The sequence below is a fragment of the Dialister invisus DSM 15470 genome, from assembly GCF_000160055.1.
GTDB classification, from domain to species: Bacteria; Bacillota; Negativicutes; order Veillonellales; family Dialisteraceae; genus Dialister; species Dialister invisus.
On sequence record NZ_GG698602.1, the window covers coordinates 355,299 to 369,015 of the forward strand.

General features: G+C 43.2%; 12 protein-coding genes and 1 other RNA gene. 5 read left to right on the top strand and 8 right to left on the bottom strand.

The features are described 5' to 3' along the window. Positions 1-5: 5 nt before the first annotated feature. From miaB to fumC, 4 genes are all read right to left on the bottom strand, one after another. A complete protein-coding gene (miaB, locus tag GCWU000321_RS01710; RefSeq protein WP_040381741.1) occupies positions 6-1,346 on the bottom strand; it encodes a tRNA (N6-isopentenyl adenosine(37)-C2)-methylthiotransferase MiaB in 1,341 nt (446 codons plus the stop codon). A 96-nt stretch (positions 1,347-1,442) separates the two neighbouring features. Further along, entirely contained in the window at positions 1,443-2,276 is an 834-nt protein-coding gene (locus GCWU000321_RS01715) for an Asp23/Gls24 family envelope stress response protein (RefSeq protein ID WP_007069342.1), read from the bottom strand. Positions 2,277-2,325: 49 nt separating this feature from the next. Further along, positions 2,326-3,231 carry a UDP-N-acetylmuramate dehydrogenase gene (gene murB / locus GCWU000321_RS01720; protein ID WP_007069343.1) on the bottom strand — a complete coding sequence of 302 codons (906 nt, stop codon included), beginning with the start codon at positions 3,229-3,231 and terminating at the stop codon, positions 2,326-2,328. 179 nt (positions 3,232-3,410) lie between these two features. Beyond that, positions 3,411-4,799 (bottom strand): class II fumarate hydratase, encoded by a 1,389-nt coding sequence (fumC, locus tag GCWU000321_RS01725; protein ID WP_007069344.1) that lies wholly within the window; start codon positions 4,797-4,799, stop codon positions 3,411-3,413. Between the two features lie 142 nt (positions 4,800-4,941). Between fumC and ffs the strand changes: the two genes are divergently transcribed. The 5 genes from ffs to GCWU000321_RS01745 all read left to right on the top strand — a co-directional run bounded on the left by ffs (position 4,942) and on the right by GCWU000321_RS01745 (position 8,556). After that, positions 4,942-5,158: signal recognition particle sRNA large type (gene ffs, locus GCWU000321_RS09335), an RNA gene on the top strand. 64 nt (positions 5,159-5,222) lie between these two features. Further along, complete coding sequence (dnaX, locus tag GCWU000321_RS01730; protein ID WP_007069345.1) at positions 5,223-7,139, top strand: DNA polymerase III subunit gamma/tau; 1,917 nt, start codon at positions 5,223-5,225, stop codon at positions 7,137-7,139. Between the two features lie 111 nt (positions 7,140-7,250). Beyond that, complete coding sequence (locus GCWU000321_RS01735; RefSeq protein WP_007069346.1) at positions 7,251-7,577, top strand: YbaB/EbfC family nucleoid-associated protein; 327 nt, start codon at positions 7,251-7,253, stop codon at positions 7,575-7,577. Continuing rightward, positions 7,577-8,167 carry a recombination mediator RecR gene (gene recR, locus GCWU000321_RS01740; protein ID WP_007069347.1) on the top strand — a complete coding sequence of 197 codons (591 nt, stop codon included), beginning with the start codon at positions 7,577-7,579 and terminating at the stop codon, positions 8,165-8,167. Before GCWU000321_RS01735 ends, recR begins: the two co-directional genes overlap by 1 nt. A gap of 140 nt (positions 8,168-8,307) precedes the next feature. Further along, on the top strand, positions 8,308-8,556 hold the full coding sequence (locus tag GCWU000321_RS01745) for a hypothetical protein (protein WP_007069348.1): 249 nt from the start codon (positions 8,308-8,310) through the stop codon (positions 8,554-8,556). Positions 8,557-8,621: 65 nt separating this feature from the next. On the opposite strand, the gene dnaJ is transcribed toward GCWU000321_RS01745, so the two are convergent. From dnaJ to hrcA, 4 genes are all read right to left on the bottom strand, one after another. Next, on the bottom strand, positions 8,622-9,797 hold the full coding sequence (dnaJ, locus tag GCWU000321_RS01750; RefSeq protein WP_040381742.1) for a molecular chaperone DnaJ: 1,176 nt from the start codon (positions 9,795-9,797) through the stop codon (positions 8,622-8,624). 96 nt (positions 9,798-9,893) lie between these two features. Then, positions 9,894-11,756, bottom strand: coding sequence for a molecular chaperone DnaK (gene dnaK / locus GCWU000321_RS01755; RefSeq protein WP_007069350.1), 1,863 nt, complete (start codon positions 11,754-11,756; stop codon positions 9,894-9,896). 59 nt (positions 11,757-11,815) lie between these two features. Beyond that, positions 11,816-12,418 carry a nucleotide exchange factor GrpE gene (grpE, locus tag GCWU000321_RS01760; protein ID WP_007069351.1) on the bottom strand — a complete coding sequence of 201 codons (603 nt, stop codon included), beginning with the start codon at positions 12,416-12,418 and terminating at the stop codon, positions 11,816-11,818. A gap of 70 nt (positions 12,419-12,488) precedes the next feature. Then, on the bottom strand, positions 12,489-13,550 hold the full coding sequence (hrcA, locus tag GCWU000321_RS01765; protein ID WP_227137554.1) for a heat-inducible transcriptional repressor HrcA: 1,062 nt from the start codon (positions 13,548-13,550) through the stop codon (positions 12,489-12,491). Positions 13,551-13,717: the final 167 nt, after the last annotated feature.

Here is a 13,717-nt window from a genome sequence, read left to right on the forward strand (position 1 = left end):
CTGTATCACTCCACAATAGTTCCTTTTAATATCCAGGTCTGCGCCGTATCTACACGCACCTTCAAAATGTCGCCCACAGAAAGAGACCCTGCCTTAGGAAAAATAACCATCTTATTGCCTGATGTACGACCGAACCAATTATCAGGATTCTGTTTTGTTTCCCCTTCCGCAATGACAGTATACACCTTCCCTTCCATTTCCTTATTAAGAGAAAGACTGATTTCATTTTCCACATTCATGATTTCCTGCAAACGGCGGTGGCAGACAGCATCAGACACCTGATTTGTCATACGCGCCGCAGGAGTTCCTCTGCGGGGAGAATAAATAAAGGTATAGGCTGAATCAAACTTCATTTCTTTAAGGAGTGTAAGCGTTTCCTCATGCATGTCCTCCGTCTCGCCAGGAAATCCAGTGATCAGATCAGTCGTCACAGTGATGCCAGGCATCTTTTCCCGGACGTACTTTAGAAGCTCCTTAAAACGCTCAATTGTGTATCCGCGGTTCATCCGCCGCAGTATTTCATTCGCCCCATGCTGAACGGGAAGATGCATATGGCGCACCACCTTGGGTGAAGCAGCCATAGCATCCACCATTCCAAAAGTCATATCCTTGGGATGAGACGTCATATAACGAACACGCTTAATTCCGTCAATCTTGTCAATGGCGTGAATCAGACTGCCGAAATCCGTACCATCATGAAAATCAAGTCCATAGGAATTGACATTCTGACCAAGAAGAGTGATTTCTTTATACCCTTCTCGGGCAAGTTTCTCAATCTCACGACAAATATCATCAATCGTACGGCTTGTTTCCCTGCCGCGGACATAAGGCACAATACAATAAGTACAGAACTTATTGCATCCCTGCATAATAGGTACCCAAGCAAAAATCCGGCTTTTTCTCACAGAATGAAGTTCACTGTAATCATTCACGCGGTTCGGATTCATCTGCGTCATGACCACATGCGAACCTTCTGCCCCCCTGCGGGAAACAATATCCTTTAAATCATGGATATGGTATGGTCCAATAACAAAATCGATCACCGGCATACGCTCAATAAGCTTTCCTTTATTTTCCTGCGCCATGCATCCGGCAATCCCCAAAAGGACACCGGGCTTCTTCCCCTTTAATTTCTTTACCTCTCCAATTTTGCCATATACTTTCTCTTCTGCATTCTGCCGGATACTGCAGGTATTCAGAATAACAACATCGGCATCATCCAATATATCCGCCGGCACATAGCCAAGCTCTTCCAGCTGCCCGCTGATACGTTCCGTATCGCTTTCATTCATCTGGCAGCCATAGGTTTCTATAAAATATTTCTTATCAAAAGACACTTCTTTCAAAATAGTCCTCCAAGTATAACCATGATATTTAATTATATCATAACCGCCCCCATTCTCCTGAAAATGAAAAGCCTGCCCCTTACGGCGCAGACCCACTCATCCTGTTACATCAGTTATGATATTGACTTTAATTGTATCCAGAGCCATACCCGTGGTATGCTCAATTTCACGCTGAATCTTGTCACGCATCAGGTGAATCAGTTTCTTGATCTCCTGCGGCGTTCCCTGCCGGACCGTTACGTCAAGAGACAAAATGATACCATTCATCTGGCTTGTACTTTTCACACTGGAAATATGGCTGATATGTATCTTTCTCAGATCACGCACTGCGTAATGTGCCAGTGCTTCAATAACATGATTTGAAAAAGACAACTTTCCATAATAACTGAATACCGGACGGACGACAGATCGCTCTTCATTGCCCTTCGTTTTTCCCCTTACACTTCTGCGATTGCGGAAAAACTGAAGCGGATCTACAAGGTATCCTTTGAAATAGGGGCGCAGCTCCATCGTCGGCACAGGAATAACATGCTTTCCTTCCTTATGGCGTGCGTAATTTGCCTGAGCAATTTCCTCAGGTTTTGCCACATCCTCGATATGAATATACCGTGAAGGTGCAGGAAGCTTAAGTGTTGCAGCAATCTTCTGAACCATACGGTCAGATGTGCCGAGGATTAAAATACGCTCCGGATTGATTTTCATAATATGGAAAATTACATCTTCCGCCTGATTTGAATCCCAAAAAAGCGCGCGGCGTACCGCCGTTAAACGGCTGGCTTCCCTTTTTGCCGACTTTCCTGCCACAATACGATTATGATATATCAGGATCCCATCATCGATAATACAAGAAGCTTTATTTTCATAAGCTACCACAAGTGCACGGTCACTTTTCCCTGATCCCGGCGGTCCTGTAAATGCTAAAACATCCATACGATTCTCCCTGTCCGCAGGCAGCCTGTCCAATCCTTACAAGACAAAACTACTCTTCTCCTACAATTTGCACTTCCGTCATAAGTTCCACACCATACCCATCAAAAACCCGGCGCTTAATTTCAGAAATCAGGTTCATCATATCCGTACAGGACGCATGTCCGTCATTGATAAGGAACCCAGCATGTTTCATGCTTACCTTTGCATCACCTACGGCAAATCCCTTTAGTCCCATCTCCTCAATCATTTGCCCCACAAAATATCCAGCAGGACGCTTAAACGTACTTCCTGCACTCTTCTTCTCCAACGGCTGCTTCATGCGGCGGCGGCGATTAAACTCTTCCATCATTACTTCTATGTCATGAATATTACCAGGTGCAAGCTCCACTGTAATTTCCACAATTATTTCACCATTCTCCATAAAAAGACTGTGGCGGTAATCATAATGAAGCTTCGATTTATTGTAAACAGACAACTGCCCATTCCGATTACAGGAAAGAACAGACACCACAATATCTGCCATCTCCCCGTTATACGCACCAGCATTCATGTACGCCGCTCCACCTATAGTTCCGGGAATACCGGCGGCAAATTCCATCCCTGAAAGGCCATACTCCATTGCCGCCTTGGCAGCCTTTGCCGTAGAAACACCCGCAGCTACACGGAGCCGGTTTCCTTCATGAATAATAGACTGCAGCCGTCCCGTATAAATCACTACACCGCGGATTCCTTTATCACGAACAAGCAAATTTGCGCCGCCCCCAAGAATAAAAAACGGCACATTCGCTTTAGTGACCTCCACAATGACTTTCTGCAGCTCCTCTATCGTTTCAGGCATAACAAAACAGTCCGCTGCCCCACCGATACCAAATGTTGTGTGACGGCTCATGGGTTCATTCAGCTTAATTTGATTCTTTCTTAAAAAAGAAGAAAATAATTCCGTATATGCAACCATAAAAAATCCTTCTTAATACATATTCCTATTTTCACTATTATATGAATGAATATCTATATCGTCAATTATTCAAAAAGCACCATTCCCAAAATCTTTTTTACAATTTTTCAGCAAAATTACGATAAAAAAGAACTGCCTATGATTACACAGGACAGTTCTTCACAATTCTATGAAGCAAATCATCTGTCCAAATTGGTCATATCTCTTGCCACGACAAAGCGATCATAATCTTCTTCTGTCACGTAGCCCAGTTTCAAAGCAGCTTCTTTCAAGGAGCTGTTATCGGCAAAAGCAGTTTCGGCAATCTTTGCGGATTTTTCGTAACCGATATGCGGAGAAAGCGCAGTGACAAGCATAAGTGATCTTTCTACCAATTCAGCCATCCTGTCTTCATTGACCAGCATACCTTCCACACAATGGATATCAAAAGAGTGGATGGCTTCACCCAGAATAGCGGCTGATTCGATGAAGGCTTCTGCCATAACAGGAGCAAATACATTCAGTTCAAATCGCCCCTGGGAAGCCCCAAAGGAAACAACTGCCTGATTGCCGTGAACACGACAAGCTACCATCGTCAAGGCTTCGCACTGCGTGGGATTTACTTTACCGGGCATAATGGAAGATCCCGGTTCATTAGCAGGGAGTGTGATTTCCCCTAATCCTGCACGGGGTCCGCAGCCGAGGAGACGGATATCATCAGCGAATTTCATGCAGTCCATGGCAAGCGCCTCAAGAGCGCCATGGGCAAAAACAAAATCGTCCCGTCCGGTAAGGGCATAAAACTTATTTTTTTCGGAAACAAAGGGCAATCCCGTTTCTTTCGCAATAGCAGCAGATACTTTTTCACCGAAATCTTTCGGGCTGTTCAGACCTGTTCCTACCGCAGTCCCTCCGATAGCAAGCCCAAGAAGGTATTTTTCAGAATCATGAAGCATATCACGGCTCTTTTCCAGCATCACTTTCCATGCGGAGATTTCCTGCCCGAAAGTAAGAGGGACAGCATCCTGCAAATGGGTACGTCCGATTTTGACAAGATGCATGTACTTTTTACTTTTTTCCTCAAAAATCTCAATAAGATGATTCAATGGTCCGTACAGTTTGTTATGAAGTGTCTCCACAGCAGCGATGTGCATAGCTGTCGGGAACGTATCATTAGATGACTGGGACATATTCACATCGTCATTGGGATGAATACGGGTTTCACTTTTTTTGCTCCCCAATTTTTCATTAGCAATATGTGCAATTACTTCATTCATATTCATATTGCTCTGTGTACCGGATCCGGTCTGATATACAACAAGTGGAAATTCTTCTTTCCACTCTCCCGCAATGATTTCGTCACAAACCTCACAAATAACCTTCTGCTTTTCAACTGATAATTTTCCGGCTTCTTTATTCGCTATGGCGGCGCACTTTTTCAGTATGGCAAAAGCACGAATAATATCTTCAGGTATTTTATTTTTACCGATTTTAAAATTTTCAAAAGACCGCTGTGTCTGAGCTCCCCATTTATGATCAGCCGGTACCTTCACTTCTCCCAGCATATCATGTTCAATACGGTATTCCATGTCGTTTCCTCCTTCAGAAATGAATTCTATATTATTCTACCATTTCCTCCTGAAAATTGTCATTTAGAAAAGGTTATATTCTTTTAAATTATCACGCTTTTTTCAATCAAAACAAAAATATTTTGCTTGGATTAGCTCTCAGAAATAAAATATTTTGCAAAATAAAGTCCGTATAGTATAATAACAGCACATGGCTTTACAGTTCTGATTTATGGCAGTCTTCGGGTCCCGTGCAATGGAATCCCATGAATCCTGTCAGGTCCGAGAGGAAGCAGCAGTAAGTGGCCCTTTCTATGTGCCACGGTGTATTCTGAAGGCTGTCATAAATGAGAGTTGTAAAGTCTTTTTTTATGTTATTTTTGGTATAATTAATTTATACATCTTTCTATTAAAGGCTGTTATTCCTTGTCCAAGGAGGGTTCAATGGCTTACCTATCACTATACAGAAAATGGCGCCCAAGCACTTTTAAAGAAATAATCGGGCAAAAGCATATTTCCATTCCCATTCTTCGCGCATTTGAACAAAACCGCCTTGCCCATGCCTATCTGTTTTCCGGCCCCCGTGGCACAGGAAAGACAAGTATGGCACGAATTCTTGCCAAAGCAGTAAATTGCCTTGATTTAAAAAATGGCAATCCCTGCAATGAATGTGCTAACTGTAAATCAATTAATACCGGCGCCAGTATGGATGTTTATGAAATAGACGGCGCTTCTGCCCGTGGTGTTGATGAAATTCGCGTACTTCGCGAATCGGTTCGTACTCTTCCTGTAGCGGGGAATAAAAAGGTTTATATCATTGATGAAGTCCATATGTTGACAAAAGAAGCGTTTAATGCCCTTCTAAAAACTTTGGAGGAACCTCCGGCCCATGTACTCTTTATCCTTGCCACCACAGAACCTGCCAAGATTCCGCTTACAATTTTATCCCGCTGCCAGCGGTATGAATTCCACCGTATTTCTGTAAATGACATCAAGGAACATTTACTGCACATTTCCCAAGAAAGCCATCTTTCTCTCACCCCTGAAGCGGCTGCTTTAATTGCTGTACGCGCAGAAGGCGGTCTTCGTGATGCGCTGTCTCTTTTGGATCAATGTTCCGGCGCATCAGCAGGTAATGAGCTTTCTGCAGAAATAGTCTATGATCTTCTAGGCCTTACGGACAAAGAACAGATTATAGATTTGTTCCACATGATTGTGTGTGGAAAAAGCAGTGCCACACTTCAGCTTTTTTATAAGATTCTCCAAGACGGAAAGGAACCTTCCGCTATACTTTCTGATTTACTGGAACATTTCAGAAGTATTATGATCTGCAAAGTGAATCCAAACGCACCGGAATTATCTGCTTATGGAAATAAGATTTCTGTTATACAAAAAGATGCTCAGGAATTAAGTGATGCTTACTTGGACGCACTTTTCGATTCTCTCCACCATTCTTTTTCTGAAGCTAACAGAAGTTCATCTCCCCGCATGAGTGCTGAAATGGGACTTCTCCGCCTATGCCGTCTCCGTGGTTCACAGGCATTGGACAGTTTAGAAGAACGGATCACAGCATTGGAAAAAAACGTATCTGTACTTATGAAAAGCAGCACGCTCCCGCAAACCGAAACTATACCCGCTGCTCCGTCACCCGCCATACTGCCCCCAACGATTTCTATACCTCTCGTCACACCTACAGCACTTACCCCCGCCCCTGCGGCAAGTACAACCACCTGCCCGGATTCTCCAAAGGAAGTGGTACCGCCCCCTCCTGCTGATAAAACACCGGTAAAAATGGAACCTGCCACAAAAAGTAAGCCGTCTCTTCCCTGTAAACCAAAAAAATCTCCCGAAGAAAAGAAGGCTGAAACCAGCCATGAAATTGGTGAAACACTTCTGGATCCCTCGACCTATAATGATATATGGGCAAAGGTACTGGCATTTTTTGAAATTAACCATCGCATTGATATTTTATACTGTCTTCAAAAAAGCAGTCTGATCCTGTTAAGTAAATCCCGGGCTATTGCAGTAGCCTCCCAGCCTTACCTTGTTCTCGCAGGAAATAATAAAGGCTATCAGAATACAATCAAAGATGCGTTCATAAATGCCATCGGAATTCCTGTCGAATTCCATTCCATCTTGAAAGGTACTGTCGATGAAGCAGATGCTCTTAGGCAAGTGCAAATGTATACAGATTCCGCAGCATCGGTTCATGAAACTGAAAAGGAACCGATGGCGGAAACCGCAGATAGTGATTACCGACTGGTTGAAAAATCTGAAATCCCAGACGATGAGAAAGATATGCCTGCACTTGCAAAAGCTTTCCGAATTCTTTCCGACTGTGATATCTATGAAAAGAAATAGATCCAATTTGACAAATTTACTATATTTGCCGATATACGGTATAATAATGAATGTGAAATTATAAGTTTTATTTGTAAAAGGTAACAATCGCTTTTCGAGGAGGAATTATTTATGTTTGGCAACAAGGCACAGATGCAGAATATGTTGAAAAAGGCTCGTAAAATGCAGGAAGATATGCAAAAGATACAGGAAGAATTAAAACAGCAGACAGTTGACGTTTCTGTAGGCGGCGGTGCTGTGGCTCTCATTATGAATGGCGAAAAAAAAATTGTTTCCCTGAAAATCGCAAAAGATGCTATTGATCCGGAAGATCCGGAAATGTTAGAAGATCTCATCACCACTGCTGTCAATGAAGCAGGCAAAAAAGCTGATGAAATGGTACAGAAAGGTATGAGCAAGGTCACCGGCGGCCTTGGTCTCCCCGGCGGCATGTTCTGATGAACAGTGATTTAGAACTTGTAGCCGAACAATTCCGCAAACTCCCCGGAATCGGTGTAAAAACGGCAAGACGGCTTGCTTACTTTATGTTGGAACGTCCTAAAGAAGATATAGACGCATTTATCAATGTCATCCATTCTGCACGGGATAAGATTTGCTATTGTTCTATCTGCTGTAATTTAGCTACATCAGACCCCTGTGAGATTTGTGGTGACAACCGACGCGATTCATCAGTGATTTGTGTAGTGGAGCATCCTCAGGATGTGCAGGCACTAGAACAGAGCCATGAATACCATGGTTTGTACCATGTTCTCCACGGCGTCCTTTCCCCTCTTGATGGTATTGGTCCAGAACAGCTCAAAATCAAAGAGCTCTTAAACAGGCTCGCCGATGATACAGTAAAAGAAGTCATTATTGCGACAGACCCCAATACAGAAGGCGAAGCGACAGCATACTACCTGTCCCGCCTGATTAAACCGCTTTCTGTCCGTGTTACACGGATTGCCCGCGGCCTTCCTGCCGGCGGTGACGTAGGATATGCTGACAGCATGACATTGGCCGGCGCAGTAGAAAATAGAAAAGAAATGTAAAAGCGTGTGCTTTGTGTAAAAAACCGGACAACTTACACATACATGAAGCATATGCTTTTTTACAGGGCTTCTCACCTTACTAATCAGATTTCTTGAAATACTAAAATATATCAAATTGATTCATCATCGGGAGGTTCTCTATGGAAATTATGGATGCCAGCATCGTCGGTCTCATTACATCTGCTATTTGTATTTTTCTTTTGTGGAAATTCCTAAGCTGTGCCGTATTTCCTTTACTTGGAAATATTATTTTGGGCGGTCTGTTATATTACGTCATCAATTTACTGCATATTGTCCATATGCCGTGGAGCTTTTTTGACATTGTCGTTATTGCTATCTTCGGAATTCCGGGAACCGTTTTCCTTGCGATTTTCCATTTTTTCTTCTAATAATAGATCACGGTACGAAAAAATCGTATCCTCTTTCAGAGGATACGATTTTTCTACTCCAAGATTCAGCAACTTTTTATTTTGTCAATAATTTTATCCAGCCACGAGCCCTTCCCTTTATACTGGGTAACATCTTCACCTGATACATTCGCATAGTTCAAAAGAGCTTCTTTCTGATTTTCTTTCAGCTTTTTCGGAACAACCACTTTCACTTCCACATATAAATCGCCCTTATAGGATGACTGCAGGCGAGGCATTCCCTCTTTTGAAATACGAAAACGTGTACCACTCTGCGTTCCTGCAGGAATCTTGAGTTCCACCTGTTTATCCAACGTTTTTACCTGGATAGTGCTTCCCAACGCCGCTGTCGGGAAAGAAACAGGTACCCTGCAGTAAAGATCATCCCCTTGCCGTTCAAAATCAGGATCAGATCTGACGTAAATATATACATAAAGATCCCCCTTCGGCCCTCCCCGTTTACCGGGTTCTCCTTCACCGGAAATACGCATACGTACACCCGTATCTGCGCCTGCAGGAATATTTACTTCCAATTTCTTCTGCTTACGGGTCGTACCGCTCCCATGGCAGCGGCTGCATTTATTTTTAATAATTTTGCCTGTACCGCCACAATCCGGACAAGTCACAACATTCACCATCTGCCCGAAAGGACTGTTCCGAACAATACGCTGCTGACCTGTACCATGACAGGCATGGCAGGTGTCTACTGAACTTCCCGGTTCCGCTCCATCCCCATGACAATGGTCACAAGTTTCATTTTTCGTTACAGTAAAGGTCTTATGAATACCACTGGCCGCCTCACGAAGAGTAATTTCCATATCATAGCGGAGATCCGCCCCCTGTTCCGGACCATTTCGGCTCCTTCTCCCACCTCCGCCAAACATATCGAAAATATCGCCGAAGTCAAAACCGCCTGCTCCGCCACCAAAGCTGCTGAAATCAAAACCGCCAGTTCCGCCGAAACCTCCCGGTCCGCCGCCATTCCGCGCCGCTTGACGAAAGGCATCGTGCCCCATCTGATCATATTGCGCTCTTTTATCCGCATCAGAAAGAACGTGGTATGCCTCATTTACCTTTTTAAAATTTTCTTCCGCTTCCTTCGGATGTTCCTTATTCAAATCCGGATGGTATTTGCGGGCCATTCTCCGGTATGCTCTTTTTATATCTGCTTCCGTGGCGTTTTTATCAATGCCAAGGACTTCATAATAATCCCGATTTGCCATTCCAGAAACACAATCCTTTTCTGCTACAATAAACAGCATAGAGCTGCGGATAACCGAAAATCACCCGCAGCCCGTATGCTAACTAACCACTGGCTGTTATTTATTATCGTCATCAACCACTTTGTAATCTGCATCAACCACATTATCATCCGATTTCTTTTTCTGCTGGGAATCCTGTTGGGCAGCTCCTGCTTCCGATGCACCCTGTTGTTGGGCCGCCTCGTACATCTTGCTGGTCATTTCATAAAGGGGCTTTGTGAGCGCTTCCGCATCAGCTTTCATCTTTTCTGCATCTTCCCCTTTTAGTGTTTCCTGTAGCCGGGTAATCGCTTCATTGATTTCTTTTACCTTTTCCGCATCGGCCTTATCGCCAAGATCTTTAATCGTTTTCTGAGCCTGATAAATTAGTGCTTCACCCTTATTTCTTTCTTCAATAATTTCTTTATGCTTCTTATCCTCTTCTTCATGGGCTTTCGCATCCTGCTGCATTCTTTCAATTTCTTCATCAGTCAGGCCAGAAGAAGATTTAATATCAATTTTCTGTTCCTTGCCTGTCCCCAAATCTTTTGCAGAAACATGGACAATGCCATTAGCGTCAATATCAAAAGTAACCTGAATCTGTGGTACTCCACGAGGAGCCGGCGGGATATCGGACAATTCAAACCGCCCCAATGTCTTATTGTTGGCAGCCATCGGCCTTTCCCCCTGGAGCACATGAATATCTACAGACGGCTGATTGTCGCTGGCAGTAGAAAATACCTGGCTCTTGGATGTCGGGATCGTTGTATTTCTTTTAATCATAGTCGTAAATACACCGCCGAGTGTTTCAATACCAAGAGACAATGGTGTTACGTCGAGAAGGAGAACATCTTTGACCTCTCCTTTTAGTACGCCCGCCTGAATAGCCGCACCAACAGCAACGGATTCATCAGGATTAACACTCTTGCTCGGCTCTTTGCCAAACTTATTCTTAATCAGCGTCTGTACGGCAGGGATACGGGAAGAGCCGCCGACAAGAAGAACCTTGTCAATATCGTTTACAGTAAGCCCCGCATCTTTCAATGCTAAGTCAATCGGTTCCATAGTATCCATAACGAGATCTTCCGTAATCTTGTCAAACATGGCACGAGTCAGAGCGGCATTGAAATGTACCGGCTGTCCGTTCACATCCATGGTAATAAACGGAAGATTGATATCGGTAGACATAACATTGGACAACTCGATCTTTGCCTTCTCAGCCGCTTCTTTCAAACGCTGATTGGTCATTGGATCACGGTGCAATTCAAAACCATTCTGTGCTTTAAAAGTAGTAGCGATCCAGTCCATAATACGGGCATCAAAATCATCACCGCCAAGATGTCCATTGCCATGGGAAGCTTCCACTTCAAATACACCATCAGCTAAATTCAAAATGGACACATCGAAAGTACCGCCGCCAAGGTCATAAACAAGAAAACGATGTTCTTTGCCATCTTTTATTTTATCCAGACCGTAAGCAAGAGAAGATGCCGTCGGTTCATTGATAATACGGAGCACATTCAAACCCGCAATAGTACCTGCATCTTTTGTCGCTTGACGCTGGCTGTCAGTAAAGTATGCCGGGCAGGTAATAACCGCATCAGTAACTGTTTCTCCAAGATAAGCTTCCGCATCTGTTTTCAGTTTCTGTAAAATCATTGCAGAAATTTCCTGCGGCGTGTAACTTTTTCCATCAATATTTACTTTGTAATTTCCTTCACCCATGTGCCGCTTAATAGAAACAACGGTGCGATCCGGATTGGAGACGGCCTGGCGCTTCGCAAGCTGTCCTACCAGCCTTTCTCCATTTTTAGAAAAACCTACCACCGACGGAGTCAGGCGGGAACCTTCCGCATTGGAAATGACGACAGGTTCACCACCTTCCATAACAGCTACGACAGAGTTGGTTGTACCAAGATCAATACCAATTACTTTTGACATTTACTATGTCCCCTTTCTTTTCAGGCTTTGCCTGATAATTAATGACTTTTTTACAAAAATTAAGGTTTATGGGAAACTTGTACAGAGGAAGGCCGGAGCACCATATCTTTATACATGTATCCCTTCTTTAATACCATAGAAACTGTATCATCTTCCCATTCATCAGAAGAAATTTGCATAACTGCTTCATGAAAATGGGGATCAAAAGGCTTTCCTACCGCTTCAATTTCTGTGACACCGGAATCATTTAAAAATTTCACAAACTGCTTAAGCAGCAATTCAACCCCCTGAATAAATGTATCAGGAGCGCTGCTTCTTTTTATCTGCGTAAGAGCCATTTCAAAATTATCCACAATCGGAAGAAATTCCTTCATTGTACCTGCTTTCACCGTATCTGACAGTTTCGCCTCATTTTCACGGCTGCGGCGGCGGAAATTTTCAAAATCCGCCTGAAGTCTTATATATTGAGAAATTGTAGTTGCCAGTTTGGACTCTGCTTCTTCCGCCTTATTTTTATAAGTTGCCAAATCAGCTTCTACCTTTCCCAGGACTTCTTCTCTCACTGCAGCTTTTTCTTCTTTATTTTCAGAAGTAGTTTTTACAGCTGCCTCATCAGCAGAAAAAGTATCTTCTAATTTTACTTTATCTTTATTTTCTGCCATTCACAAAACCTCCTCACTTTATTTTTGAGACTCTTCTTATCTTATGAATCATTACCATTGACTCAAAAATTTAATCATCATCCTTTTCCAAGAGTTGATTTAATTGATGCTGCATGAAATACATCATCCCTACTACTTTTTCATACTGCATACGGGTAGGCCCCAAAACAGCCATAGATCCAATCACTTTGCCATTGGCCGTAAATTGCGCCCGTACCACAGATAAATCTTCAAAATTCTTAAATGCATTTTCTGTACCTATATGGACCGCAATCGGACGATCCATAGTGGAGAGAAGCATGCTTTCCAGTATATCCCGCTTTTCCAATAAATTCAATATATCCTGCATTTTCTCCACATTTTGAAACTCAGGCTGCTCAATCAACTGTGACGCACCGTCAGAATAAACCTGTTTCTGCGTTTTCACTGCCTCCTGCATAGCTGCAAAAATATGTATATAAGGGGATAAATCTCTTTCCACGTCTTTTTGGAAAGACATAATAAACTTTTCATCCACACGCGCCAAATCCCGTCCATGAAGGAAATGATTCAATTTATCAGCAAGCAGCTGCATCTCATCAAAAGATGAATCATCAGGAATCTTTATAATTGCATTTGACACTTCCCCCCCACCGGTAACTACAAGAAGAATTGCCCGCCTGCCATCTAATGGAAGAAAACGGATATAATTCAATATACTTTGTTGTCCGGAAGAGGCTGCTACTGACAATGAACGTGTAAGCATTGACACAACCTTAGCCATATTTCGAAATATCTCATCTACCTTTGCCACGTGACCAGTCAATGCCTCCACAAGGAGAGACTCTTCTTCAGGAGTCACAGGAGACGGCTGCATAAGCCAATCCACATAGTACCGGTACCCTTTAATAGAAGGAACCCGTCCCGCGGAAGTATGAGGCTGTTCAAGATACCCTTCATCTTCCAAATCCTGCATTTCATTGCGAATAGTGGCACTGCTTACACCTAAATCATATTTCCGTGCAATAGTACGGGATCCAACCGGCTCAGCCGTAGAAGAATAATCCTGAACAATAGCCCACAGCACTCTTCTTTTTCTTTCAGTCAGTTCATTAAGTCCGTCAAAAGCATCATTCATTGTCCATTTTGCCATCTTTATCACCTTTATTAGCACTCACTCATATCGAGTGCTAAACTTACGTTATTAGTATATTCTTGCCCCCATGAATTGTCAATACGTTTTCATCGGAGATTAAATCCATCCCTCTCACAGTATGATATTTTGTGCTAGTCCACCACTTTCGCTACTCTGCTTAAAGG

Coding starts and splice junctions, on each gene's coding strand:
- dnaX (WP_007069345.1), top strand. CDS start 5,223: ATGGCTTACCTATCACTATACAGAAAATGGCGCCCAAGCACTTTTAAA.
- fumC (WP_007069344.1), bottom strand. CDS start 4,799: ATGGAATACCGTATTGAACATGATATGCTGGGAGAAGTGAAGGTACCG.
- GCWU000321_RS01745 (WP_007069348.1), top strand. CDS start 8,308: ATGGAAATTATGGATGCCAGCATCGTCGGTCTCATTACATCTGCTATT.
- hrcA (WP_227137554.1), bottom strand. CDS start 13,550: ATGGCAAAATGGACAATGAATGATGCTTTTGACGGACTTAATGAACTG.
- grpE (WP_007069351.1), bottom strand. CDS start 12,418: ATGGCAGAAAATAAAGATAAAGTAAAATTAGAAGATACTTTTTCTGCT.
- dnaJ (WP_040381742.1), bottom strand. CDS start 9,797: ATGGCAAATCGGGATTATTATGAAGTCCTTGGCATTGATAAAAACGCC.
- murB (WP_007069343.1), bottom strand. CDS start 3,231: ATGGTTGCATATACGGAATTATTTTCTTCTTTTTTAAGAAAGAATCAA.
- GCWU000321_RS01715 (WP_007069342.1), bottom strand. CDS start 2,276: ATGGATGTTTTAGCATTTACAGGACCGCCGGGATCAGGGAAAAGTGAC.
- GCWU000321_RS01735 (WP_007069346.1), top strand. CDS start 7,251: ATGTTTGGCAACAAGGCACAGATGCAGAATATGTTGAAAAAGGCTCGT.
- recR (WP_007069347.1), top strand. CDS start 7,577: ATGAACAGTGATTTAGAACTTGTAGCCGAACAATTCCGCAAACTCCCC.
- dnaK (WP_007069350.1), bottom strand. CDS start 11,756: ATGTCAAAAGTAATTGGTATTGATCTTGGTACAACCAACTCTGTCGTA.